General features: G+C 32.1%; 23 protein-coding genes and 1 pseudogene. 2 read left to right on the forward strand and 22 right to left on the reverse strand.

Translation table 11 applies throughout. The features are described from left to right. Window positions 1-662 precede the first annotated feature (662 nt). The 19 genes and pseudogenes from A9D35_RS10755 to A9D35_RS10845 form a co-directional block, all read right to left on the reverse strand. Window positions 663-1,955: an MOP flippase family protein gene (locus A9D35_RS10755; protein WP_066222815.1), complete on the reverse strand. Its 1,293-nt coding sequence runs from the start codon at window positions 1,953-1,955 to the stop codon at window positions 663-665. Further along, complete coding sequence (locus A9D35_RS10760; protein ID WP_066222818.1) at window positions 1,945-3,105, reverse strand: TDP-N-acetylfucosamine:lipid II N-acetylfucosaminyltransferase family protein; 1,161 nt, start codon at window positions 3,103-3,105, stop codon at window positions 1,945-1,947. Before A9D35_RS10760 ends, A9D35_RS10755 begins: the two co-directional genes overlap by 11 nt. Window positions 3,106-3,115: 10 nt before the next feature. Beyond that, window positions 3,116-3,799 carry an NAD-dependent epimerase/dehydratase family protein gene (locus tag A9D35_RS10765; protein WP_066222821.1) on the reverse strand — a complete coding sequence of 228 codons (684 nt, stop codon included), beginning with the start codon at window positions 3,797-3,799 and terminating at the stop codon, window positions 3,116-3,118. Window positions 3,800-3,941: 142 nt separating this feature from the next. Continuing rightward, window positions 3,942-4,499: a hypothetical protein gene (locus tag A9D35_RS10770; protein ID WP_066222824.1), complete on the reverse strand. Its 558-nt coding sequence runs from the start codon at window positions 4,497-4,499 to the stop codon at window positions 3,942-3,944. 3 nt (window positions 4,500-4,502) lie between these two features. Beyond that, window positions 4,503-5,717, reverse strand: a complete 1,215-nt coding sequence (gene wecC, locus A9D35_RS10775; RefSeq protein WP_066222827.1) for a UDP-N-acetyl-D-mannosamine dehydrogenase — start codon at window positions 5,715-5,717, stop codon at window positions 4,503-4,505. A 3-nt stretch (window positions 5,718-5,720) separates the two neighbouring features. Next, a complete protein-coding gene (gene wecB / locus A9D35_RS10780; RefSeq protein ID WP_066222830.1) occupies window positions 5,721-6,845 on the reverse strand; it encodes a non-hydrolyzing UDP-N-acetylglucosamine 2-epimerase in 1,125 nt (374 codons plus the stop codon). Window positions 6,846-6,976: 131 nt separating this feature from the next. Continuing rightward, a complete protein-coding gene (gene cysN / locus A9D35_RS10785; RefSeq protein ID WP_235817967.1) occupies window positions 6,977-8,233 on the reverse strand; it encodes a sulfate adenylyltransferase subunit CysN in 1,257 nt (418 codons plus the stop codon). Window positions 8,234-8,263: 30 nt separating this feature from the next. Further along, window positions 8,264-9,175, reverse strand: a complete 912-nt coding sequence (cysD, locus tag A9D35_RS10790) for a sulfate adenylyltransferase subunit CysD (RefSeq protein ID WP_066222837.1) — start codon at window positions 9,173-9,175, stop codon at window positions 8,264-8,266. Further along, complete coding sequence (gene cysC / locus A9D35_RS10795; RefSeq protein ID WP_066222840.1) at window positions 9,168-9,773, reverse strand: adenylyl-sulfate kinase; 606 nt, start codon at window positions 9,771-9,773, stop codon at window positions 9,168-9,170. Before cysC ends, cysD begins: the two co-directional genes overlap by 8 nt. Continuing rightward, on the reverse strand, window positions 9,770-10,186 hold the full coding sequence (locus A9D35_RS10800; protein ID WP_066222843.1) for a DUF2061 domain-containing protein: 417 nt from the start codon (window positions 10,184-10,186) through the stop codon (window positions 9,770-9,772). The genes cysC and A9D35_RS10800 overlap by 4 nt, the downstream gene beginning before the upstream one ends. Before the next feature lie 65 nt (window positions 10,187-10,251). Beyond that, window positions 10,252-11,046: a 3'(2'),5'-bisphosphate nucleotidase CysQ gene (gene cysQ / locus A9D35_RS10805; protein WP_066222846.1), complete on the reverse strand. Its 795-nt coding sequence runs from the start codon at window positions 11,044-11,046 to the stop codon at window positions 10,252-10,254. Then, window positions 11,047-11,895, reverse strand: a complete 849-nt coding sequence (gene rfbD, locus A9D35_RS10810; RefSeq protein WP_066222849.1) for a dTDP-4-dehydrorhamnose reductase — start codon at window positions 11,893-11,895, stop codon at window positions 11,047-11,049. It abuts the gene before it with no gap. Next, window positions 11,892-12,437: a dTDP-4-dehydrorhamnose 3,5-epimerase gene (rfbC, locus tag A9D35_RS10815; protein ID WP_066222852.1), complete on the reverse strand. Its 546-nt coding sequence runs from the start codon at window positions 12,435-12,437 to the stop codon at window positions 11,892-11,894. Before rfbC ends, rfbD begins: the two co-directional genes overlap by 4 nt. Window positions 12,438-12,440: 3 nt before the next feature. Then, on the reverse strand, window positions 12,441-13,304 hold the full coding sequence (gene rfbA / locus A9D35_RS10820; protein WP_066222855.1) for a glucose-1-phosphate thymidylyltransferase RfbA: 864 nt from the start codon (window positions 13,302-13,304) through the stop codon (window positions 12,441-12,443). Window position 13,305: 1 nt separating this feature from the next. Further along, a complete protein-coding gene (gene rfbB, locus A9D35_RS10825; RefSeq protein ID WP_066222858.1) occupies window positions 13,306-14,325 on the reverse strand; it encodes a dTDP-glucose 4,6-dehydratase in 1,020 nt (339 codons plus the stop codon). Then, window positions 14,315-15,391: a hypothetical protein gene (locus A9D35_RS10830; RefSeq protein WP_066222865.1), complete on the reverse strand. Its 1,077-nt coding sequence runs from the start codon at window positions 15,389-15,391 to the stop codon at window positions 14,315-14,317. Before A9D35_RS10830 ends, rfbB begins: the two co-directional genes overlap by 11 nt. Before the next feature lie 6 nt (window positions 15,392-15,397). After that, window positions 15,398-17,085, reverse strand: a pseudogene (locus A9D35_RS10835) (DUF6909 family protein). Window positions 17,086-17,113: 28 nt separating this feature from the next. Further along, on the reverse strand, window positions 17,114-18,616 hold the full coding sequence (locus A9D35_RS10840) for a GH3 auxin-responsive promoter family protein (RefSeq protein ID WP_066222868.1): 1,503 nt from the start codon (window positions 18,614-18,616) through the stop codon (window positions 17,114-17,116). After that, complete coding sequence (locus tag A9D35_RS10845) at window positions 18,613-19,485, reverse strand: M23 family metallopeptidase (protein WP_066222871.1); 873 nt, start codon at window positions 19,483-19,485, stop codon at window positions 18,613-18,615. The genes A9D35_RS10840 and A9D35_RS10845 overlap by 4 nt, the downstream gene beginning before the upstream one ends. Window positions 19,486-19,603: 118 nt before the next feature. Here A9D35_RS10845 and A9D35_RS10850 point away from each other — a divergent pair, with 118 nt between their 5' ends. Further along, window positions 19,604-19,786, forward strand: coding sequence for a twin-arginine translocase TatA/TatE family subunit (locus A9D35_RS10850; RefSeq protein ID WP_066222873.1), 183 nt, complete (start codon window positions 19,604-19,606; stop codon window positions 19,784-19,786). Between the two features lie 71 nt (window positions 19,787-19,857). Here the strand turns inward: A9D35_RS10850 and A9D35_RS10855 are convergent, their stop codons facing one another. The 3 genes from A9D35_RS10855 to A9D35_RS10865 all read right to left on the reverse strand — a co-directional run bounded on the left by A9D35_RS10855 (window position 19,858) and on the right by A9D35_RS10865 (window position 23,820). After that, on the reverse strand, window positions 19,858-20,841 hold the full coding sequence (locus A9D35_RS10855; RefSeq protein WP_066222876.1) for a DUF4837 family protein: 984 nt from the start codon (window positions 20,839-20,841) through the stop codon (window positions 19,858-19,860). A gap of 24 nt (window positions 20,842-20,865) precedes the next feature. Continuing rightward, on the reverse strand, window positions 20,866-22,518 hold the full coding sequence (locus A9D35_RS10860; protein ID WP_083191782.1) for a lytic transglycosylase domain-containing protein: 1,653 nt from the start codon (window positions 22,516-22,518) through the stop codon (window positions 20,866-20,868). A 114-nt stretch (window positions 22,519-22,632) separates the two neighbouring features. Beyond that, window positions 22,633-23,820: a phosphoglycerate kinase gene (locus A9D35_RS10865; protein ID WP_066222879.1), complete on the reverse strand. Its 1,188-nt coding sequence runs from the start codon at window positions 23,818-23,820 to the stop codon at window positions 22,633-22,635. 837 nt (window positions 23,821-24,657) lie between these two features. Here A9D35_RS10865 and A9D35_RS10880 point away from each other — a divergent pair. Continuing rightward, window positions 24,658-25,422 carry a GLPGLI family protein gene (locus tag A9D35_RS10880; protein ID WP_066222888.1) on the forward strand — a complete coding sequence of 255 codons (765 nt, stop codon included), beginning with the start codon at window positions 24,658-24,660 and terminating at the stop codon, window positions 25,420-25,422. The last annotated feature ends 20 nt before the right edge of the window (window positions 25,423-25,442 follow it).

The following is a 25,442-nucleotide window of genomic DNA, read 5'->3' on the forward strand; positions in this document are numbered from 1 at the left end:
TAATTGAAAAACAATTTTAATGCGCTTAACAACGAAATAACCTGAACCTTCTCCACGCCATTGCCTCTCTCATAATGTTCTATACAGTCGGCTTTTAACTGCTTATTCTGGACAAGGTTTATAGGTAAAGAAAAATAATTATTAAGGTATTCTCTTAGATCTTGATTAGTATGCATCCAATACTCCAAAGGATTCATATTATTTTTAGAATTATAGCCTGATTTTATTAAGCTTTTGGTTATTAATTTATGAATTGTAATTTTCGTCCCTTGCAATAGGAATAGACAAATTAGTACTATGTTTAAAAAAAAATTCAAGTTTATTTTCTTAAAAAGTTAGCTGGCCCCAAACTTAAGGTGTCTTTAGGTTTAAAAAATAAATAGTTGTATTTTTTAAACTTTTTCTTCTATTCTTGTAATTAATTTTCTCTAATACCGCTAGGTTTATTTCATCGAAATTTATTCATTTTCATTTTCTCTATTTAAGTAACACTTTTTTTATCTTAAATATTTTTAATTCCACAATAATTATTTTTAGTAGCCGTACTATATGGTATAAACTTGAACTACTTTACACTCCTTTGTATAGCCTTAATTTTGTTTTTTGTATAATTATTTAAAACAATTTATCGCACATTTCTTTAAAATAGGACATACTTTATTTTATAATTGTTTTGCTTTTTTCAAAAACATTACAGAAGGAATAAGTGCATTTAAATATTCTTTTAAGGAAGCATTAGTTAGTTTATACACCAAAAAATACCAACTAGGAATTAACATAACAAGCATAGCTATTGTGATTGAAATAGCAACGCCTTCCAATGAAAATTGAGCCCCTATAATTACACTTAAGGGCATTATAACCAAGTTTAATACATTCCAGAAAAATTCTAAATCTGTTCTTCCTGTAGCTATTACTAAGCTACCGATTGGGTTACCAACTGCCCTTATTAACATATAAATACATAGAATTCTTACTAATGATGTAATATGAAGAAAATTAGAGCCATACAAAATGTCAATTACAAAAGGAGCAAAAACAATTAATCCTAGGTAAATTGGTGTATTTAGGCTTGAAACAATTTTAAGAAGTTTAAGATAATTATCTTTTAACAAAATTATATCTCTTTGAAACTTTGCTAATACAGGACTGGCCACTTTTGTAATAATTGGATTTAAAATTTGAGTAGGACGTAATACTAGTTGTTTTGCTAAACTATACCCTCCTAAAATATCAGTTCCAAAGAATTTACCTATAATTAAAATATCCAAATCCCGATTAAAATAATTTACCACTTGCCCACCTACTTGATATATCCCTATTTTTAAAAAAGGTTTTGTTTCTTGGTAATTAAAATGAAAAACGATAGGATTATGTTTTATCCCTATTACCAAATAAAGTATATTATTAAGCCCATATTGTACTAAAGCAGCATAAACTAAGGCATAAATTCCGTAATCATTTATTGCAAGAATTATGGCAAAGATAAGTGCCAATAAGGCTGAGCAAATATCTACAATAGCCATTAATTTAAACTGTAGTTCCTTTTGTAAGATTGTTTTAAACTGTCTTCCTAGCGCAGAAAAGATAATAATAACACCTGCTAGAGGAATAAGCTTTAAAAGCTCATTTTCGCTATAAAACGAGGCAATAAATGGACTTAACAAGACTATTAAAACAAATAAAAGCACACTAAACATCACATTTAGCCAATACAAACTAGCATACTCTTCTTTTTTTATATCTTGTTTATGAAGTATCGCAGAAGTAATCCCCATATCCATAAACAAATCCATAAATCCCAATACAAAAGTTATTATCGCCATTAAACCAAAGGCGGAAGGATCCAAAAATCTAGCTAAAACAGAAATTTTTAATAATGCACTTACTGCCAATGTAATTGTAGAAACAGTGGTCCATTTAACTCCTGAAATGGCTTGCTTTTTAACCGACATGTAAGTTGTTAATCAAACTCGAAACTAGGTTGTCCACGGAAACCTCTTTTCTAATAATACTTCTATTCTTTTCTTTTTGTTCTTCCGTAAGTGGCTTTAAAGAAGCTATATTATTAGCTTTTAAATCCCTTGAAATGGAAAACACATAACAACCTATTCGCTTTAAATAATGATAAACTGTATTCCTTTCATCTAAATACACCTTTGCTCCCATTAATAGCATAGCCATAATATTTCCAACGGCTTGTTGTCTGTAATGGTTCATTATTACAATACTACAACTAGAAACTGTCGTATTATAATCACTTAATGACATATAATCCCTTAAAGCAACAAAATGATTATTTAATTTCTGTTTTCCTACTCTAGAAATTTCGTCTGCATATTTTTCATCTCCATAACTAAGCGGTGTAAACACCTTTGAAGTATTCAAATTAAAATCTGACAATATATCAAATATTTCTAAATGATTGTTGGTAGATGAAGCCGAATTACCTAATAAAATATTATTACCCGAAACAACTAAATCTGTATTATTTTTAAAAATATACTCAAAAGGATAATAACTATAAAAGAAATGTTTTGCTTCTATATTTGCCAAATTTCGTTCTTTTAGAAATAAAAAATCCTCTGGTGGTTGCCCTGCTATTAGAGTTATTTCTTTAATTAATTTTAATTGTCCATTAAAGTTATCTAAAGAATTACGAAAGAGTTTATAATAAACCGGTCGAAAAATCTTTTTAAAATTAAAAATATATTTATTTTTAAAGGTTTTTAATGTTTTTTCTCCAAAAAGATCTGTCCCTAAAACATAAGGGTTGTTGTAAATTTCTGCCCCCCATATAGACAACACAAATTTTTCCTTTTCTGCACTTCTAAAAAAAACATCTGTTTTAAATTTATCTAGACCATGTAAAATAACGTAATCAAAATCAGCCAATAACTTCGTAACTTCATCCTTACTTTCTTCTGAAAAATCACCAAAAATAAAATTATCACTATCTTTAATATGCTTTAAAGGTTCCCTTTTATTAATTAAAGTTATATAAATTAAATTTTTACCAGGAAAAGCTTTCTCATATGTAAATTCTACAGCATTCAGAAACTTTTCGTCTGTACCAATATGTAATATGCGCTTTGAATTTATCATTAAATACTGTTTAGTAATATTTTTTTAAAAGTCTAATTAGGTAGTCTTGATTAAAGTTTAAATTAAGTTCCTTTATGCAATTAATCACCTCATTAGAAGGTTCCGTCTCAAAATCCACCCCTCTATCTACAATTTGAATTTTAGGAGTAATTTGTTTAAAATTAGCTATTTTAAGTACAATATCTTTTACATATAAGGTATTGGGATTCGTAACTAACAAAATTTTATTTATTACTTTATTCTTGATAAGGTGTATAGTTATTGCTCCCAAATCCTCAATATCGATTAAATTTCTTTTTGCAGAATTCCAAACTGTAATTAGCTCGTTTGCCTTTAATTTATGAACAAAAAAATTAAATATTGTATTTGGGTTTCCATTATGCCCAACCACATTAGATACTCTTAATATTAAAAATTTTCTATGCCTATTTACTAAATGCTCCATTTCTATTTTATGTAAAACATATGGTTTATTAATAGAATCTGGGTCGCCCAAACTATACGTACTAAAGTAAACAAATAATGCGTTTGGATAATCTTTCAAACTATTCTCGAGTAATCTTTTTTCTCTCTGAAATTCAGACAACCTAGTTTCATTAGAATTTGATACACCTGATGCAAAAATAACAACATCCTTACTGTTTTTATATTCCCTAACAAATGCGTTGGCAATAAGCCCAGTACCTACCACCATATTTTAATATATTCTTTTAAAAAAATTTATCATAAATTTTATTCAAAATAACTTTTTATAAAAATTAATTATTGTTGTTTAATCTCAAATATTCCAACTTAAATATGTTCAAAATAAAAGGAAATAGATATTGGTTTTGAAATTAAATATTATAGTCATAGAATATTATTCGCTCTCCCACATCCCCATTATACCCTTGTCTATCAAACAAATAAAATTTTATTAAATCGAATTTGTCTATTTTTGTTTTCACATCTATAATTACATAACAATGATTATTAATCCTTGTTAGCTCTGCTGTTCCATACCAAGCATCATACAATCTGTTTTTTGTTTTAGAATATTCAGACAATTTTGCTTCTTCATCTTCAGTAACAAAACCTTCTACAGCAAAAGTATACTTGGAAACCATATCATTCGTAATATCATTCTGTAATTCTAAAATAAGATCATAATGATTTTCTCCCTTTTTATAAAAACCAAAACCTCTTAAATAAACATCGTTTGACAGTTTTTGCTCGATACCCCTGCTATTTTTGAGATATTTTAATGCTGTTTCAAGGTGATAATTTAAATCTACTGGTTTATTTAGAGATGTATGGTTGATATTAGTAGTACTAGTTTTACTACCCGATGAATCCTTACAACTTAAAAAGCTAACAATTAATACTCCAGAGATAAAAAGACTTTTAAAATTCATTGCTTATTTTATGACACCACAAAAATCTAACACAATCTTTGCCTTTGGTATATTTAAATCTTTAAATTCTTTATGCGCTACTAAAAAGACAATAATATCTGCCTTTTCTAAAGCTTGCATATAATTTGTAATTTTAAAAACCTTATGCTCTGAAATATTTGGTTCTACAATATAATACTCTTCATTATTAGCATTTTGTAAAACTTTTTGTGCGATATATTTTGCAGGAGATTCTCTTAAATCATCTATATCTGGCTTAAATGCCAATCCCATAAGTGCTATATTTGGCTTTCTTCCTTGCTTTAATTCAAACTCCAACTTTGCGGTTTGCACTTTTTCTGCACACCAAAAGGATTTATAATTGTTAATTTCTCTGGCCTTACCTATAATTTTAGATTCCATTGGGTATTCTGAAACAATGAAATAGGGATCTACGGCAATACAATGACCGCCCACACCACAACCAGGCTGCAAAATATTTACTCTAGGGTGCTTATTTGCTAACTTAATAAGTTCCCATACATTTATATTGGCTTTATCACAAATCAATGAGAGTTCATTTGCAAACGCTATTTGAACATCTCTAGAAGAATTTTCTACCAATTTACACATTTCTGCTGTTCTAGCATTTGTTTTATGTAAATCACCTTTAATAAATTGTTGATAGAACTCTAAGGCCTTATCTGTTGATACTTCATCAACACCACCTATAACTCTATCATTATTCACCAACTCAAACATTACATTTCCTGGCAGGACACGCTCTGGACAATAAGCTATATACAATTTACCATTTAATTCAGGACGTTCATTATAGATAAGTTGCATCATCTTTTCGGTAGTTCCTACGGGAGAAGTTGATTCAATAATATACAAGTCACCTTCTTTTAATAGTGGAATTACCGCTTTAGTGGCTGCTTCCACAAACGAAATATCTGGCTCATTTTTAGCTTTGAAAGGTGTTGGAACAACTATTAAATACGTATTTGCTTCTTTTGGAGTTGTTTCTGCTCTTAGAAAACCTTTAGAAACTGCATAAGCTACAGCCTGATCTAGCTCAGGTTCTACGATATGTATTTTACCAGCATTTATTGTTTTAACAACATCTGGATTTATATCTACCCCTAAAACAGGTGTATTATTTTTAGCAATTAGTGCTGCAGTGGGTAAGCCTATATATCCTAAACCCATCATTACCACTTCTGGTTTGCTTATCATATGTTATAAATTTGAAATATAATGTACTATTTTCTCACAAGCCGTTCCGTCTCCATAAGGATTATGCAACGTACTCATTCTATTATAAAACGTTTTATTATTTAGAAGCGTATTAGCCTGATTAACTATTTTATTTACATCGGTACCTACCAACAAAACAGTTCCTGCATCTACAGCCTCTGGACGCTCTGTAGTATCTCGCATAACCAAAACTGGTTTCCCTAAACTAGGAGCCTCTTCTTGTACCCCTCCACTATCTGTAATAATTAGATAAGAGGCATTCATTAACCAAACAAAGGCTGGATAAGCTAATGGAGGTATTAATTTTATATTTTTGATACCTTCCAATAATTCATAAACAGGTTTTTGAACATTCGGATTTAAATGTACAGGATAAATAATTTGTACATCATCATTTTTTTCTGCAATTTCCTTTAGAGCTTTACAGATATTTATAAATCCATCACCATGATTTTCCCTTCTATGACCAGTTACCAAAACAATCCTCTTAGTGGGATTTATTAGCTCTTTAAGAGTTTCAATTTCATCATCTATAAAACCCTCAGAATTTACTTTGGCACTACTAAATTGAAGGGCATCAATAACTGTATTTCCTGTTACTAAAATATTAGGTTCATTAATATTTTCATTCAGTAAGTTTTGTTTTGATGTTAAAGTTGGAGAAAAGTGAAAATCACAAATTCGTCCAGCAACACTTCTATTCATTTCTTCAGGAAATGGGGATTTTTTATTGAAGGTTCTTAAACCTGCCTCGACATGACAAACCTGCGCTCCTGAATAAAAAGCGGCAATGCTAGCAGCCATAGTTGTCGTTGTATCTCCATGAACATAAACAAAATCTGGTTGATAATCTTCCAGAATAGGCTTTAAAGCAGTTATAATATCCGCTGTTAAGGTGTACAAATTTTGATTAGGCTTCATTAAATTTAAATCATAATCTGGAACAATCTCAAAAAACTGAAGTACCTGGTCTAACATCTCGCGATGTTGCGCTGTAATACAAACTTTCGTCTCAAACTCACCATTTCTTTTAAAAAAAGCCTTAACCAAAGGTGCCATCTTGATTGCTTCAGGGCGGGTTCCAAAAATGATTAAGTTTTTTTTCATATAAAAGACGAATAATTAGTAGATGTTTAAAGGGCTTCAAATTTACCATTTTTAAACAGAAAATCCATTAAAAACATACGTTTAAATTGTATGTTTTTAATGGATTTCGTATTTATGAAAAGTATAGAAACTTACACAATCATCCCTGCAGCTACAGTTTCATTCGTGTCGTCATCTATTAAGATAATACTACCTGTTGTTCTGTTTTCTCTGTAAGTATCATACATCAGTGGTTTTGTTGTTCTTATTTTAACTTTAGAGATATCGTTCATGTTAAGTTCTTTATCCTCTGTAATGCGCTCTAAAGTATTTATATCGTATTTATAAACAACCTCTTTAATCATTGCTTTTTGCTCATTTGAAGTATGTCGAATACTATATTTAGCACGGGGTTTAGCAGCACTATTGTTTAACCAACATAACATAACCTCTAAATCTTGAGATGCTTCTGGTTTATTGTTCGATTTAACAATCATATCTCCTCGACTAATATCGATGTCATCTTCTAAAGTAACAGATACGGACATTGGAGCAAAAGCTTCCTCCAAACTTGCATCTAAAGTATCTATCGACTTTATTTTTGAAGTAAATCCTGAAGGCAATACAGTTACTTCATCTCCCACTCTTAAAATTCCGCTAGAAATTCTACCAGCATACCCTCTGTAATCTCTATGCGTTTCATTCTGTGGTCTTAACACGGTTTGAACTGGAAAACGTGCATCAATCTTATTAATATCGCTACTAATATGCATTGTTTCTAAAGTATGTAAAAGAGGAGCTCCTTGGTACCAATCCATGTGTTCTGATCGGTTAACAACATTATCACCGTTTAAAGCACTAATTGGAATAAAGCGTACATCTTTTACTAATAATTTCGATGAAAATTCTTCAAACTGACCAATAACTTTATTATAAGCTTCTTCAGAATAATCTACCAAATCCATTTTATTTATACACACTATAACGTGTGGAATCTGTAATAATGAAGCAATAAATGAATGCCTTTTTGTTTGTTCAATTACACCATGACGTGCATCTACTAAAATAATAGCTGCATTTGCAGTTGATGCTCCTGTTACCATATTTCGTGTATATTGAATATGACCAGGTGTATCGGCTATAATGAATTTACGTTTAGGTGTTGTAAAATATCTATAGGCAACATCTATAGTAATTCCTTGCTCACGTTCGTCCTTTAAACCGTCTGTAAATAAAGCTAAATCTACACCTTCATGGCCCTTTTTCTTACTTGTGCTTTCTATAGCTTGTAACTGATCCTCAAAAATAGATTTCGAATCGTATAGTAAACGCCCTATTAAGGTACTTTTTCCGTCATCTACACTTCCTGCAGTTGTAAATCTTAATAATTGGTTATTATCTAACATAATGTACGTATTCTAAAAATTAATGATTATTGATTAAAAGTATCCTTGACGTTTTCTGTCTTCCATTGCAGATTCCGAGCGCTTATCATCGCTTCTATTTCCGCGTTCTGTTTGACGCATACCCGAAACTTCATTAGCAATTTTTTCTAATGTATCGGCATCAGATTCTATTCCACCTGTTATGGTAATATCTCCTAATGTTCTAAATCTAATCTTTTTTGTTACTACTTCTTCATGATCTTCTAGCACTAAAAACTCTGAATTTGGTATCCAAGCATCTTGTCTCCAAACCACTTCGCGCTCATGTGCAAAATATAAAGAAGGAATATCTATATTTTCCCTTTTTATATAGTTCCAAACATCCATTTCTGTCCAGTTACTTATAGGAAACGCACGAAAATGTTCGCCTTGAAAATGTTTTCCGTTAAAAATGTTCCATAATTCTGGACGCTGGTTTTTTGGGTCCCATTGTCCGAAATCATCTCTATGAGAAAAGAAACGTTCTTTTGCTCTCGCTTTTTCTTCGTCACGACGTCCTCCTCCAATTGCGCAATCTACTTTATTGGCTTCAATAGCATCTAAAAGGGTTGTAATTTGAAGCGCATTACGGGTCGCATTTTTACCTTTTTCTTCAACTACACGACCATCATCTATAGACTCTTGTACAGAACCGACTATAAGGTTTACACCTAAATCTTTAATAATATCATCTCTAAATTTTATTGTTTCAGGAAAATTATGTCCTGTATCAACATGCATCAAAGGAAATGGTATTTTAGATGGAAAAAAAGCTTTTTTTGCTAAGTGCGCCACTACAATTGAATCTTTTCCTCCAGAGAATAAAATCACAGGATTTTGAAATTGAGCCCACACTTCTCTTAATACATAGATGGCTTCACTCTCTAATTCATCTAAGTAATTTAAATAATACTTACTACTACTCATTGCTCTGTATTTTTAATTTAGGTAATATATATTCAACGATTTTATTTGCTGCATCTTCTACAGATACGTTTTCAGTTTTTATTTCAATGTCTGGATTCTCAGGAGCCTCGTAAGGTGCCGAAATTCCAGTCATATTCTTAATTTCTCCAGCTCTTGCCTTTTTATAAAGCCCTTTTACGTCGCGGCGTTCACATTCCTCTACACTAGTATTAATATAGATTTCAACAAAGTTAACATCCTTAACAATATTTTTAATATTTAACCTATCTTTTTTATACGGTGAAACAAAGGCTGCCAAGGTAACAACGCCAGCGTCTATCAATAAATTAGATATTTCTGCTATTCGTCTAATATTTTCAGTTCTATCTTCTTGCGCAAAGGTAAGATCACTATTAATACCTTTTCGGATATTATCGCCATCTAAAGTATATGTTTTTACACCTTTTTCAAATAATTTTTGTTCAACCACATTCGCTATTGTTGATTTTCCAGAGCCAGAAAGACCTGTAAACCACAATAAAAAAGAGTTATGCTGATTATTTTTTCGGCGATCTTCTCGAGATATTTGATATTCGTGAGCTATTATATTCTCCTTCATTTGTTTTTCATTTTACGATTATCCAAACCAAAATTAATTTTGTACCAAGCTTTCTCATGCAAATAATATAATACCATTTTGGTAAGTACTTCAGAAAACCCAACCTTCAAACCAACCATGGGATCTCCAGAAATTAGCCAAGCCAACGTCATAGTATCTATAGTTCCTACAATACGCCAAGTTATTGTTTTAAAAAGGTGGCGTTTATTACTTTCCTCCATATCGACTTTATACCAAACACGTTCGTGTAAATAGTATAAAAACATTTTTGTAGTAATCTCTGCAAAACCAATTTTAAGACCGGTTAATGGATTTCCTGAAATAATCCAAGATAATAATATGGTATCTAAAGTACCTACTAAGCGCCATGTTACAGCTTTAGCAATATGTCTTTTATGCGATGTATCTTTCATTTTAATCCTATAACTCTTTATGAACTGAAGCAAAAGTAATCATTTTTTAAACAAAAACAATTATCCTATAGAGTTACTAGGAAAAAAGGATTTAATAAATTTTCTTTATTGTATAATAATGTGCTATTAGTTTCTTTAGAAATCACGTCTATGCCCACAGCATTGCAAATTGCCTGACCAGCAGCAGTATCCCATTCCATAGTGGGTGCAAACCTAGGATAAACATCTGCATTCCCTTCTGCCACCAAACAGAATTTAAGTGAACTTCCTTTAGAAACAATTTCTACGTCTTTACCTTTTCCTTTTAAGGTCTCTACAAAATCTAATGTTTCCTGACTCATATGCGAACGACTTCCCACTACTTGTACCGGATTAGAATTTGAATCTTTAGGTTGTAAAACTTCAGCGTTTTCAATAATATAATCTATTGATGTATTATGATCATTTAAATCTACTTTAAACCCTTCCTGCTTTTCGACATCTGCATAATACAAAGTTTTAACAGCGGGAACGTATATAACACCTAAAATAGGTTTACCGTTAGTTACCAAAGCAATATTTACAGTAAATTCTCCATTACGTTTAATAAATTCTTTCGTGCCATCTACCGGATCTACAACCCAACAGGTTTCCCAATCTTTCCGAATTGAATAATCTGTTTGTTTGTTTTCTTCACTAATAATTGGGATTTCTGTAGGAACTAAAAACGAATTTATAATATCATTCGCCTTTTTATCTGCCTCTGTTAAAGGAGATTTATCATCTTTCAATTCCACATTAAAAGCTGTATCATACACTTGCATAATAACTTCTCCGGCTTTTAACGACGCTTCGACAGCGATTTTTAAATTTGTATTCATTTATAAATTTTTAATAGCGATTTTTAAACTGTCTCTCCAATGTGGGATTTCAATATTAAACGTATTCTTAATTTTGCTTTTGTCTAACACACTAAATTGAGGTCTTGCTGCTGGCGTAGGATAAGCTTCCGTTTTAATTGGAAATACTTTAATAGTAGTATCAGAAATTTCGAAGATGGCGTGTGCAAAATCGTACCAACTTGCTACGCCTTCATTACTATAATGATATAAGCCATACTGCGAACTATCTTCTTTTATGATTTTCAAGATGACAGAAGCCAAATCGGTTGCATACGTTGGTGTTCCTATTTGATCGGCTACTACACTTAATTCCGTTCGAGATTCTGCTAAACGTAACATGGTTTTCATGAAATTATTAGCATGTTCTGAATATAGCCATGATGTTCTTAAAATGAAATGTGCTATTAAATACTTAGCAATTTCATTCTCTCCTTCAAGTTTGGTTTTACCATAAACACTTTTAGAATCTGCCTTATCACCTTCTGAATATGCAGTAGAAGTATTTCCTTCAAATACGAAATCTGTTGATATTTGTATGAGTTTAACACCATTGTTTTGACAAGCAATAGCTAAATTCTTGGCACCTTCTGCATTAATTAATCTAGCTATATCATTTTCTGATTCTGCTTTATCTACAGCAGTATAAGCCGCACAGTTAATACACCAATCTATTTGATTATTTTCAAAAAATGCATTAACAGCCGATGCATTTGAAATATCGAGGTCTTCAGAGTCTGTGTAAGTAAATTGAAATTGATCAAAACCTATACTTGCATCTTTTATACAAGTAGCGAGTTGGCCGTTGCCTCCTGTTACTAATATATTCATAATTTGGCTTGTTCTAGAGAAGGTAAAATAATATCTTTTTCTGAAATATTCATTTCGGTTTCATCTATTTGCCAATCAACATTTAAGGTTTTATCATTGTAGATTATACCGCCCTCTGAAGCTTTATTATAAAAATTATCACATTTATACGCAAAAATAGCGGTTTCACTTAACACGACAAAACCATGGGCAAAACCACGGGGAACAAATAACTGTTTTTTATTATCTTCGGTTAAATTAACAGCAACATGCTGACCAAAAGTAGGGGAATCCTTTCTAACATCTACAGCAATATCTAATACTTCTCCTTTTATAACACGAACGAGTTTTGCCTGAGCATGTTCTCCTAATTGATAATGGAGTCCTCTTAACACACCTCGCGAAGAGAAAGACTCATTATCTTGAACAAAAGTGACATTTAGCCCTATTAGTTTATTAAACGTATCAGCATTGTAAGATTCTAAAAAATAACCTCTTTTGTCCCCAAAAACCTCAGGCTCTAAAATAAAACAATCTTTTAATTTTGTTTCCGTAACCTTCATAAATTATCTATTCAAAAGCCCTAAAAGATTCTTGCCATAACCACTTTTCAATAAAGGTTGTGCTAACGACTCAAATTCTTCTGCTGTAATAAAACCCATTTCAAAAGCTGCGGCCTCAATAGATCCAATCTTTAAACCTTGACGCTCTTCTAAAACCTCAACAAATTGAGAAGCTTGCATTAACGACTGAAAGGTTCCTGTATCTAACCAAGCCGTTCCTCGATCTAAGATACTTACGTTCAGTTTGCCTTGCTGTAAGTACTCTTTATTAACATCTGTAATTTCTAATTCCCCACGATGACTTGGTTTTATATTTTTAGCGACATTTACTACTGAATTATCGTAAAAATAAATACCAGGAACCGCATAATTAGATTTTGGGTACTCAGGCTTTTCTTCTATAGAAATTGCATGTCCATCGGCATCAAATTCAACTACCCCATAACGTTCTGGATCATGAACTCTATATGCATAAATAATTCCTCCGTCTGGATCATTATTAGCTTGTAACAACTTGGCCAAACCAGTACCGTAGAATATATTATCTCCTAAAATTAGAGCTACTTTATCATCTCCAATAAAATCAGCTCCTATGATAAATGCTTCTGCCAATCCGTTTGGTGCATCTTGAACAGCAAATTCAAATTTACATCCAAACTTCTTCCCATCTCCTAATAAATCTTTAAATAAGGGTAAATCTTTGGGGGTTGAAATAATTAAAATTTCATTTATTCCCGCATACATTAATGTTGAAAGCGGATAATATATCATTGGTTTATCATAAATAGGCATTAATTGCTTACTTACAGATAAGGTTAAGGGGTGTAAACGTGTTCCCGAGCCTCCTGCTAAAACTATTCCTTTCATCTTAATTTTTGTATTTATTAATATACCATTCTATTGTTTTCTTAATACCTGTTTCAAAATTCTCATCGGCTTTCCAGCCCAATTCGTTTTCTAATTTTGAAGCATCAATGGCATAACGAAAATCATGTCCTGCACGATCCTTTACAAAAGTAATTAATTCTGCATACGGTGTATCTCTAGGCTGTATAGTATCTAAAATACCGCAAATGGTATTCACTATATACATGTTATCACGTTCGTTTCTCCCTCCAATATTATAAGTTTCACCAAACTTTCCAGTATTATAAACCAACGCAATTCCTTTGCAATGATCTAACACATACAACCAATCACGAATGTTTTTTCCATCACCATAGATTGGAATATTCTCTCCTGCTAAAGCTTTTCTAATGATGGTCGGAATTAACTTCTCGTCATGTTGCTTTGGCCCGTAATTGTTAGAACAGTTCGTAGTTAACACATTCATTCCATAGGTATGAAAATAACTTCTCACAACAAAATCTGAAGATGCTTTTGAAGCGCTATACGGACTGTTTGGAGCATAAGGCGTTGTTTCTAAAAACAATCCTGTTTCCCCCAAAGTCCCATAAACTTCATCGGTAGAAATATGGTGGAATTTATTGTTTTCGCAACCTTCTTTAAATTCGAAAGGACCGTTCATCCAATATTTTTTAGCAACATCAATTAAATTAAATGTCCCAAAAATATTTGTTTGCATAAACGCATCTGGATTCTTTATTGAATTATCAACATGTGATTCTGCAGCAAAATGAATCACTCCCGAAAATTTATATTTTTCAAATAGTTCCTCAATTAAATTACGGTCACAAATATCACCTTCTACAAACGTATAATTTGGATCATTTTCAACTTCTTGTAGGTTAGAAAGATCTCCGGCATACGTAAGCTTATCTAAATTAACAACATGAATATCTTTATTTTCTTCTAAAAAATAAGGAACAAAATTTGAGCCAATAAAACCTGCTCCTCCGGTTACTAATATTGAAGTTTTAACCTTCATAAGTTTTTATAAATTTTATGATTTTAATAGCTAAGTATATGAGACATAATCCCAAAAAAGCGAAAATAGGAAAAATTAAACCGAATCGATCTGTTATTCCTTTATCAACATTTCCTATTTTCTGAAAACCAGAAACGACATCGAAAAGCACATCGTCTTCTACCTTTTGCTCTTCTATTTCTCTTAAACGATCTCTTAATTCAATATTTTTATTTAATAATTCATACTCTTTAGTTACCGATTTATCTTTTTCGAATGATAAACCATCTCCTAAACTAAACCCTTTTCTTCTTTCTGACTTAGATTCCTCTTCTAAAACCTTAATATATACGTTTTGAAGTGAATCTACTTTACTGATAGAAGCTATTATATTTTGGCGTTCAATCTCCAATAAAGCATCACGCTTTTTCATCTCGAGTTCAGAATATTCATTTTTAAAGGAGGAATTAAGACCTTCTTCTAAACTTGGGAATATATCTTTTTTTAGAGAATTTACTTTTATTTCAAAAAAGTTTACCGAATAAATTGTTCGATTTTCAAGATATTGTGCGTAAGTAAAATCCTTTATTCGAGTACTATCAACTTCAGATATAAATGTTTCGTACTCTAACATTCTATCATTTTCAGATTCTGGAGCTATATCCAATTTAATACTTAAAAGACTTTTCGCCGTTACCGAATCTATATTAAATATTTGTTGTAAAACGTCGTAATTCCCGTTGCTAATTAATGCATTGTAATAATCTACATTATTAATTAATTGATACTTAGAATCAAAATATGGTTTTACAAGCATTCTTGAACTATATACCTCCGGACGAGATTTCTCGTAAAATTCACCTATTAAAGTTGCAACAACCACTACAATTAATATTACCATCCAGTATTTTAATACTGCTTTTAAGGCATACACCAATAGTGAAAACAGAAATTTAAAAAATCGGCCTATAGCATGAAAGATTTTTGAAAACCCTCTCCCTATATAATTAAATAAGACAATTAAGTCAACCTCATCTGTGGAATTATTTTTAGGCAAATTATTATGTTCTTCTAGGTTTGTACTCATTAAGGTTTAATTAAATATTTGTTGTAAAATTTTTCTTGTGATTAAATAGGTAGGTTTTACTCCTGTTGTACCTAACCCTCCTGAAGCTAGTGTACTTCCTGTTTCTAAAGGATTATCGCTAGCATAATATGCATATCTAACTTTTACATTTGGCCCAATATTTCGTCTTACTTTAGATGCTGACTGAATAGCCTTTTGATAATGTGCCCCTTCCATTTCTAATCCGATAACATTCCAAGATGAATTGTAAAAGAACTTTAAAATATCTTTGTTTTGTAGCGATGTACCTAAAACTGTAATCATTGACCCTTCAAAAACATCAATACCGTTACCTTCTAAATCCGATTTCTTTAATTCGTTTTCAAATGGATAATTATCTGCGGTGCCTTCAAAAATGTGAGCCGACGGAATCATAATATCTCCTTTGCCTCCTTCTAAAATTCCTGCTTTCCCCATAATGGAAATAGATTCTACATTTAAATGCACTTTATTCCCATCTGCTTTATAAGGTTTTAACAGTTCATCAATTGTCTCGTAAGCTTGCTCTCCAAAAGCATAATCCATCACTAAAATTACTGGCTTATCTGCTTTTAACTTGATTTCATCTGAATCTATATCAATCTTAGAAAAATCTATTTTCGATGTATCAAAAATCTGAACATCTATATTTGTACCAGAAGTATCTTCTATAAAAATCATGCCCCTTTGCAACGCCTCCTTTGTAACTTTATTGCGTAAAGATTTATTATCTTTCTGACTTATAGCTTCGTAAACTTCAAAATATCTTTTTTTGATGCTAAAGATTTTAACGCTTGCGGAGCAAAAAGCGTATTCATGACACTGTGCATATTTGCACTGATAACATGAATTGGCTGACCCAATAAATTGTTTTTATAAAGAATATCCTTAATATTATTTGCCCAAACTTCTCCATGAATATGATGGCCTAATCGCTCTCTTAACATGGGACTGAAACTAACTGTGCGTTTATCGTTACTTACAACTTCATCTATTGCTAATTTTCCTAACCAATACACAATATGCAATAAGCGTTCTGGTCGGCCAGGAGTAGAGAATTCATTGTATTTTCTAGTAATTTCGTTAAAGGTTCTCCCTAAAATATTTGCAGTATGTGTAATTGCAACTTCGCGATCTTGTTGTGTTAACTCTTCATTAGAAAGTACAATTTTTTCGAGTTTTATCCAATCTCGAGTGGTTGTACCTTCATCGTCTATGATAACGCGTTTACTAATTTTATGAGACTCTATAAATAGAAAGGTAAGATGTGTAAGGATGTCGTAAATTTCAGACCGGCCACGCGTAATTTCAATATTCATCTGGTCTTCATCAATACGGTAACAATTTCGTCTTCTTTTAGGTGGGATTATAGATTTAAAATGAGAATTAGCATAACCTTCGTCGCTCGTTAAATTAATATATCGACATTCCTCTATACCCATTGGCAATCGGTCTATTACATATAATAAACCATCTAATTCTGCCTTTTCTTCTCCAACCGAACCATAAATTTCGGGTCTTAAGAGTAATAATTCTTCTCTTAATGTTTCTCCCGATATACCCATGGGCTTGTAAAACCCACGATTAAACAAATGCCGCATTGTAATGTACATACGCTCAATAGCGCCAGAACTCTCTTGAGCTCGCGTTCTTTCGTGTTGCTTTTTATTACTCATACAAATGCTTTAGCGTGCAAATATAACACTATTTAGTTACTTTTAAGGTGTATAGGGCGTCTGCAATTTTTCGATCGTTTGCCAATCTCGGAATTTTATTTTGCCCTCCTAACTTTCCGATAGATTTCATATAATCTTGAAACCCGTCTTTTTTGACTGTAGTTATTTTTAAAGGCTGAAGTACCTTACCAACAATTAAATCGTAGTAATAACTATTTTGCTTTTGTAACGATTCATCTAATCGTTGTATTAAATCTTGAATGTTTTCAGGTTCGTTTTCAAACTCTACAAACCATTCATGATACGGTAAACCTGACTCTGGAGTAATTTGTGGTGCAACTGTGAATTCAGAAATTCTAATATCGGTATTTGCCGTTGCTTCTTCCATAGCCTGTTCTACTTCCTTACCTATAACATGTTCTCCAAAAGCCGAAATAAAATGTTTAATACGTCCTGTAACAATAACCCTATAGGGCTTTAAAGACGTAAAAGCTACAGTATCTCCAATATTATAAGCCCATAATCCGGCATTTGTAGAAATAATCATAACGTAATTTACCCCTATCTCGACATCCTTAATAGTAACCCGCTTTGGTGAATCTTCAAAAAATTCGTCGGCTTTTATAAATTCATAAAAAATACCTGAATTTAACAGAAGTAGCATCCCCTTTTCATGTTGTTTGTCTTGATAAGCAAAAAAACCTTCACTTGCCGGATACAACTCAATACTATCTACTTTTCTTCCTATTAATTTTTCAAATTTAGCACGATAAGGTTCGTAATTTACACCTCCAAAAATGAATAAATTAAAATTCTTAAATACCTCGCCAACCGGTTTTCCTGTTTTTTTCTGAATTTTCTCAAAATACATTTGTACCCAAGATGGAATTCCAGAAATAATCGTCATATCTTCTGGTAGCGTTTCATCTACAATGGCATCTACTTTGGTTTCCCAATCTTCAATGCAATTAGTTTCCCAACTTGGCAATCTATTTTTCTGAAGGTATTTTGGTACATAATGCGCTACAATTCCAGATAATCTCCCTAGATTAACTCCGTTTTTCTTTTCTAAAATCGGACTCCCTTGAAGAAAAATCATTTTTCCATCTACAAAACTTGAATTTCCAGTTTCGTTTATATAGAGTAAAATAGCGTTTCTGGCAGCTTCAATATGCGCGGGCATACTTTCCTTAGAAATAGGAATATACTTGGCACCAGACGTTGTTCCAGACGTTTTTGCAAAATAGGTTGGTAAACCTTTCCAGAGAATATCTTTCTCTCCGGCAACAACTTTTAAAACATAAGGTTTTAAGGCTTCATAATCCCGAACAGGAACTTGCTTTACAAAGTCTTCATAAGTGGTTATTTCTTTAAACTTATGGTCTTTCCCAAAGGCTGTATTTTGAGCTTCAGAAATTAAATTTTTAAAAACCTTTTCTTGCGTTTCAACAGGGTTATTAGCCCATTTCTGAACAGAATTATATATGTACTTAGCAAATGGTTTTGCTAATGCTGCTTTTATTGATATCATGGTTTAAAATCGATAAAATTAATTGGATTAATAGGATATCCATCACTCCACAATTCAAAATGTAAATGAGGCCCCGTTGTAAACTCGCCCGAGTCTCCTGCGGTAGCAATAACTTCGCCTGCTTTAACTAAATCGCCTTGATCTTTTGTTAAGGATGCATTGTGCTTATACACCGAAATAAGGCCATAACTATGCTCTACAATAATTACAAAACCGGTTTCTGTGGTCCATTCTGCAAATATTACGCGACCGTCGGCTGTAGCTTTAATTGGCGTATCTTTTGCTACTACTATGTCTACAGCATAGTGCTTGTCTTTAACACTGTAAGGCTCGCTAATTTCTCCACTAGCTGGTGGAAACAATACAAAATTAGCTGCCGATGTTGCAGAATCGAAGAGGTTATATTTATCTTCTTTATCTACCTTTTCACGCAAAATTGAATCGGCTTTTGTTGGACTTAAATCAAACTGACTTGCTTCAAATTTTGTGGCAGCAATAATAGAATCTTTATTGATATCGGTTGTAGAAACATCGCCCTCTAACACCTTTTTTATAGATGCGTAAAACTGATCGTTTTCGCGCAACACTTGTTGTAATGAATCTGTTTTATAATGCAGCATTGTAGCCGAGCGTTTTAAGGTGCTAGAAGAGTATCCTGGAATATATTCTTTTAAAGGTGTAAAGGCTATAAAAATGGTAGTTGCTGTTATTAAAAAAATGCTTAATAATGACAGTACGACAAATACATTTAAGCGTGTAAGTTTAAATGATAAACGCTCTTCAAAAGTGTCTTCATTTAAAATAACAAGACGATACTTATGCAGTAATTTCTTTGCTATTTTTTTCTTTTTAGTTTTCTTTTGATTCATCTTAAAAACAAAATTAAAGAAATTTATTTCAAGTTTCCTTTATGTTTACCTAAAGTTATTATTAAAACCACAATATTAAACTTTAATTATTACCTTTGTCTTTTAAACATTTAATTATATGGTTTCTTTAGGAAAATTTTTAGTCATTGGAGCACCACAAATTATTTTAATTGTGGTCATTGTATTGCTGTTGTTTGGAGGTAAGAAAATCCCTGAACTTATGCGTGGATTAGGAAGCGGTATTAAGGAATTTAAAGACGCTTCTAAAGAGGAAGAGAATACAGATAACAAAAAACAATAATTCTTTATCACAATATTAAAAAAGCCAACATTTAAATGTTGGCTTTTTTTGTATCTATTTAACCCGAGGGTTTATTCTATTTTAACCGATTTCATAATGGCATCTAACTCAAAAACATAATCGCGTTTTTCTACAGATGGTGCAAAAGTAAACCCTTCTATAACTACCAGTCTATTATTCGCTTTATCTTCTATTATATAGTCGAGAAAAGGACCAGACATAAATGCATTTTTAACATCCCAAATCCCTTTGGTTTCTATAGTAGGTTTATCGTCTATTGTGGTATGTTGTAAATATGGAGCATACGCTTTCTCGGTAATCATAAAGGTACCTTCTGTAGGTCCTGGTATATGAACTTCCCCGATAGAATCTCTTATTTTTATAATCTGATTTACTAAACTATCATTATGTTTTAATGCGTTTAAAGGCAATTCGTAAATCATAATATTCTGTGTACCGGTTGTAATATCTTTTCTTAACCAGAAAAACTTATTGTCTTTTTTTGCTATTCTATAAGCCGAAGGAATGTCTAGTTTAATACCTAGCGATTTTTCTATAGTATCTATTTTAAGAAGCGATAATTTAATTCTGCGTTGCTTCTCCTTAATTTCCTTACTTTTAAATGCTTCAATTATTTTAGGTCCGTTAGATTTTAACTGCTCTATAATATCTTGCTCTGTTTTTCCAGATACTAGAATTACTTTTTGCGGTATGGCATATACATTTTTACCAAACTTTACAGCCGGAGTTTTATTTGCTCCTATTTCTATTTTTAAAACAGTTCTGTTTTTAGTTACAAATCCGCTAAAAACCTGTGGTGGAATTTGGCTCAATGAAAACAGCGGTTCTTCTTGTGGTAATCCATCTACCGGAGCAGCCAACGTATTTCTAATAGCTTCTCCAACATTACCTTGCCATAAATCGTTATCTACAACAACAGACAAATGATTAAGGTTTCCAGAAGAATCTGGCAACATTTTCTTAGTATTGTTTTTATCGCCATTACAGCTATTAAGCATCAAAAGTGCCGATACAAAAAATAGAATTTTACGCATAATAGTATTGTATTTTTAGGTTAATTAGCCTTTGGAAAGTTTAAGTGTCATTCCCGGTTTTAATCTGGTACCACTAATATCGTTCCATTCTTTAATATTCTCGACAGAAATTCCAGAATGTTTTTGTGCTATACTCCATAAAGAGTCTCCTGCTTTAACTTTATACAACTTTCCTCCTGAAGTATTTGAAGTACTCTCTGTAACCGTTGTGCTTGTTTTTTTTGGTGTTGAAGTAGAATTTCTAGGATAAATTGTAAGTCGTTGTCCTATTTTTAAATTATTACTTCTAAGACCGTTCCATTGTTTTATCTGACTAACACGAACACCGTATTTTCTAGCTATTCGTCCTAAGTAATCTCCCGACCTAACCGTGTATCGGGTTTTGGTTTCCGATTCTGAAAATTGAGGTAAGGGCTTTTCACGCTTATTAAATTCGGCCTTAGCAAAAGCATAGATTTGTTCTTCGTTTGCTACAAATGGCCCAATGGCGTACATAGGTAAACGTAAGGTGTAGGTTTTATTTTTTATAAACGGAATTATATCCAGTTTGTAAGACGGATTTAAAAACTGAAGTTCTTCAATTTTAACACCAGTAACTTCCGAAACCTGATCTAGGGTAATCATTTGTTTTACATGAAGCGTATCGGTTTCTACATAAGCAAATTCTGGTTTTGCTCTAGAAAACCCTAATTCTTCAGCATATTCAAAAATATACATGGTCGCTAAAAAAGCTGGTAAATATCCTGCTGTTTCTCTTGGTAGATAATTTCTGATATTCCAATAATTCTCGTATCCTCCCGAACGCCTTATGGCTTTTGTTACATTCCCTGGTCCCGAATTATAGGCTGCCAGAGCCAAATCCCAATCCCCAAAAATATCGTATAATTTTGCCAAATATTTTGCTGCAGCTTCGGTCGATTTTAGCGGATCGCTACGCTCGTCTACATAACTACTAACATCTAGTCCGTAACTTTTACCCGTGGCATACATGAATTGCCACAAACCTGTTGCACCAACTCTAGATTTTGCTCTCGGTTTTAAAGCCGATTCTACAATAGATAAATATTTTATTTCTAAAGGAAGATCGTAATTATCTAACTCCCGCTCAAACATAGGGAAGTAATATTCACTTAAAACCATTAATTTTTGAAGAGACTGCCGCCTGCGTTTTAGATATGATTTTATTACACTTTCCAACGCTGGATTATAAGCAACATTAAAAGGTGTTTTGGCATCTAATTCTAATAGACGCTTTTTAAGCGTATCTGTATTTAATTCGGGATATTCAACATCGTCATAAGTAAGTTCTGAAACGGATTGATAAATTGAATCGTACAAATTATTATTGTATAATTCTTCTATCCACAATTGATCAACCTTTGCAGAATAGGCTTGATCTTCCATATTCTTAATACTTAAAGAATCTATAGCTGGCTTTACTCCTGGCTTGTAATAGGTCTGTCCGTCAATTATAGTATCTACAACATAAACCTCGCCCGAACGTAGCATATCTTCTGTAAGTCGAGCCTCGACAGGTTTTAGCGCTAAGGTATCTTGAGTTCTATTTACAACTAAAGAATCTTGACTCGCTTTTACTGCAAGTGAGTCTTGAGCATAAAAACAAGTAACTTGTAAAAATGCCAAATAAAAAAAATACGAATTTAGTCGTTGCTTCATCAATAAAACCATTAATAGGGTATAACGTGGAAGCCGCTAAATTCGTATTTTTATACTGAAAATGAAAGTTAAAGTTATAAAACTCTTAACCTTTCATTTTTAAAATAACATGTATTAGTCTAAAATTGCTGCAATACCAGGCAATGTTTTTCCTTCTAAACTTTCTAACATTGCACCACCACCTGTACTTACATAGCTCACTTTATCTTCGAAACCAAATTGTTTTACAGCTGCAACAGAATCTCCTCCTCCTACTAAAGAAAAGGCTCCGTTTTTAGTAGACTCTGCAATAGAGTCTCCTAAAGCAATCGTACCTTTTGCAAAGGTTGGCATTTCAAAAACTCCTAAAGGACCATTCCATAATATAGTTTTACTTTCTAAAACTACTTTATTAAAGTTTTCTATAGATTTTGGCCCAGCGTCTAATCCTTGCCATCCTTCTGGTATATTCGTTACGTCTACAATTTGAGTTTCTGCGTCGTTGCTAAATGCATTTGCAGCCACAACATCTACCGGAATGTGAACTTGGACGTTTTTCTCTTTGGCTTGCTTTAAAATATCTAAAGCCAATTCCATTTTATCGTCCTCACAAATTGAATCTCCTACATGACCTCCTTGAGCTTTTACGAAGGTAAATGTCATACCACCACCAATAATTAAGTGATCTACTTTATCTAAAATATTTTCGATAATTGTAATTTTTGAAGATACCTTAGCACCTCCTAAAACAGCTAAAACTGGTTTTTCTCCAGTTTCCATTACTTTTTGAATACTTTCAATTTCTTGAGCTAATAAATAACCGAAGCATTTATTTTCTGGGAAGAATTGCGCTACAATAGTTGTAGAAGCATGCGCTCTATGCGCCGTACCAAAGGCATCGTTTACATAAATATCACCTAATTTAGAAAGTTGTTCAGCAAATTTTAAATCGCCAGCAGTTTCTTCCGCGTGGAAACGTAAGTTTTCTAACAATAAAACCTCTCCTGGTTCTAAATTTTTAACTGCTTCTTCTGCAACAGGACCAACACACTCTGGTACAAACTTTACAGTAACTCCTATAACTTCTGAAACTTCATCTACAATATGCTTTAAAGAAAATTCATCTTGAACTCCCTTTGGTCTTCCCAAGTGAGACATTAATACACAGCTACCACCATCTTCTAAAATTTTAATAATAGTAGGTTTTGCAGATACTATTCTTGTGTTATCTGTTACATTGAAATCTGCATCTAAAGGCACATTAAAATCTACTCGAATTAATGCTTTTTTATTATTAAAATTATAATCATTAAGTGTTTTCATCCTAAAAAGTTTTGATGTTATTCTACAAATGTAAACAATAATAAACAGCTAAAAAACGTGTTTTTCTACGAAAACGTTTTCTATTTTAAAAGATTTTTAAAAAATTAAGATATCAATACTTAAAATATAGTTAATTCCTTATTTTCAGATGGCAAAGACAAATTATGCATACCTATATAATAACAATGTGGATGGAATACAAGAACAATACCAAGAGCTTTTAGTACTACAAAAAGCCGAAAAGTATCGTTTATGGGCAAAAACTAACTTTATTTTAAAAATGAATTGTTGTTTTCTCAAATTACGGGAAAACCGTAATTTGAGAAGAATATTTTACTTTTTCGACGAACTACATGGTAATGAATCTTTTAAAAGTTTTTTTTCATTAAGTTTGAAACGTTGAAAGCAATTTCTTAAGTTTTGAAGTCTTAAAAATTGTACAAAACAAGATCGATCAATACTGGTACCAGTTTTTAATTTAAAACTTCAACTAAAACTTCATGGCTTTTCTAGTCAAAAAAATAATGTATAATATCTGAGTAAAAAATTACCAGATCTAAAATTTTAAAATTACGAAAATAATAGCAAGCATATTGTTTATTTCTCTTATTGGAAGCAATATAAGTATTAATGAAAATAAGAATCTTGATATCTCCCGAGATGTTTGTACAGCAAAAGTCACTGTTGATTGTGAGGGAGATGGAATTCCTGAAGCGACTGCCATCGTTGATTGTAAAAATGCCAATGCCATGATGAATGAGTTTGCAGAATTCTGCAGATAATTAAGTTTACACTAACCACGATCTTATTATTTGATCGTGGTTTAAACCTCTAAATATGAAATATAACATTATAATTTTTTTATTGACACTATCTTACCAATCTATGTTGTCCCAGGTAAAGACAGGTGTTGTCTATTATGGTGAGATTCAAAGTTTATCATTAGGATCTCCAGTAGGTAAAGACTACAATGCAACACTTTTGTTTGATACCGACAGATCACTTTATACTACAAGAAAAGACTCGTTAGAACAATTAACTAACAGTGTAAAACAACAGCAAAATTTTACGTTTAGCGTGAGTACCAATAATGAAGGGTTTTTATATTATAACGATTTAAAAACCAAAACATTTTTTGCTAGGGACTTAGGATTTAGCTATGTTAAAGAGGACACTCCCATAATAAATTGGGATATTAATGACAAAACGAAACTTATAGGAGATTTTGAGTGCCAAATGGCGACTTGTTCCTTTAGAGGGAGAACATATACAGCCTGGTTTACTATGCAAGTGCCCCTACCATATGGCCCATGGAAATTACAGGGCTTACCAGGGTTAATTTTAGAGGCTTACGACACAAATAAAGAAATTTTTTGGTATTTCAAAGAATTGAAGTATCCATCGAGTTATCAGTATTTATTAAAACCAATTAAGAACCCAACAAATACATGGATAACGTTTGACACATTTAAAAGTAATCTAGAAGAAAGGCTAGAACAAGCAACTTTAAATAGTAGGATATTATCAGAAAAAACAGGTGTTCCTATCCACGAAGACAAAAATCCAGGAAATATATTTATTGAAGTATTTGGTGATTTTTAAATCAGGTAGCATAAAGGTTA

Origin of the sequence: Formosa haliotis (assembly GCF_001685485.1) — a bacterium.
Lineage (GTDB): Bacteria > Bacteroidota > Bacteroidia > Flavobacteriales > Flavobacteriaceae > Formosa > Formosa haliotis.

Bases quoted from the DNA above. Each gene is read 5' to 3' on its own strand.
- A9D35_RS10755 (WP_066222815.1), bottom strand. From the start codon at position 1,955: ATGTCGGTTAAAAAGCAAGCCATTTCAGGAGTTAAATGGACCACTGTT.
- A9D35_RS10760 (WP_066222818.1), bottom strand. From the start codon at position 3,105: ATGATAAATTCAAAGCGCATATTACATATTGGTACAGACGAAAAGTTT.
- A9D35_RS10765 (WP_066222821.1), bottom strand. From the start codon at position 3,799: ATGGTGGTAGGTACTGGGCTTATTGCCAACGCATTTGTTAGGGAATAT.
- A9D35_RS10770 (WP_066222824.1), bottom strand. From the start codon at position 4,499: ATGAATTTTAAAAGTCTTTTTATCTCTGGAGTATTAATTGTTAGCTTT.
- wecC (WP_066222827.1), bottom strand. From the start codon at position 5,717: ATGATAAGCAAACCAGAAGTGGTAATGATGGGTTTAGGATATATAGGC.
- wecB (WP_066222830.1), bottom strand. From the start codon at position 6,845: ATGAAAAAAAACTTAATCATTTTTGGAACCCGCCCTGAAGCAATCAAG.
- cysD (WP_066222837.1), bottom strand. From the start codon at position 9,175: ATGAGTAGTAGTAAGTATTATTTAAATTACTTAGATGAATTAGAGAGT.
- cysC (WP_066222840.1), bottom strand. From the start codon at position 9,773: ATGAAGGAGAATATAATAGCTCACGAATATCAAATATCTCGAGAAGAT.
- A9D35_RS10800 (WP_066222843.1), bottom strand. From the start codon at position 10,186: ATGAAAGATACATCGCATAAAAGACATATTGCTAAAGCTGTAACATGG.
- cysQ (WP_066222846.1), bottom strand. From the start codon at position 11,046: ATGAATACAAATTTAAAAATCGCTGTCGAAGCGTCGTTAAAAGCCGGA.
- rfbD (WP_066222849.1), bottom strand. From the start codon at position 11,895: ATGAATATATTAGTAACAGGAGGCAACGGCCAACTCGCTACTTGTATA.
- rfbC (WP_066222852.1), bottom strand. From the start codon at position 12,437: ATGAAGGTTACGGAAACAAAATTAAAAGATTGTTTTATTTTAGAGCCT.
- rfbA (WP_066222855.1), bottom strand. From the start codon at position 13,304: ATGAAAGGAATAGTTTTAGCAGGAGGCTCGGGAACACGTTTACACCCC.
- rfbB (WP_066222858.1), bottom strand. From the start codon at position 14,325: ATGAAGGTTAAAACTTCAATATTAGTAACCGGAGGAGCAGGTTTTATT.
- A9D35_RS10830 (WP_066222865.1), bottom strand. From the start codon at position 15,391: ATGAGTACAAACCTAGAAGAACATAATAATTTGCCTAAAAATAATTCC.
- A9D35_RS10840 (WP_066222868.1), bottom strand. From the start codon at position 18,616: ATGATATCAATAAAAGCAGCATTAGCAAAACCATTTGCTAAGTACATA.
- A9D35_RS10845 (WP_066222871.1), bottom strand. From the start codon at position 19,485: ATGAATCAAAAGAAAACTAAAAAGAAAAAAATAGCAAAGAAATTACTG.
- A9D35_RS10850 (WP_066222873.1), top strand. From the start codon at position 19,604: ATGGTTTCTTTAGGAAAATTTTTAGTCATTGGAGCACCACAAATTATT.
- A9D35_RS10855 (WP_066222876.1), bottom strand. From the start codon at position 20,841: ATGCGTAAAATTCTATTTTTTGTATCGGCACTTTTGATGCTTAATAGC.
- A9D35_RS10860 (WP_083191782.1), bottom strand. From the start codon at position 22,518: ATGAAGCAACGACTAAATTCGTATTTTTTTTATTTGGCATTTTTACAA.
- A9D35_RS10865 (WP_066222879.1), bottom strand. From the start codon at position 23,820: ATGAAAACACTTAATGATTATAATTTTAATAATAAAAAAGCATTAATT.
- A9D35_RS10880 (WP_066222888.1), top strand. From the start codon at position 24,658: ATGAAATATAACATTATAATTTTTTTATTGACACTATCTTACCAATCT.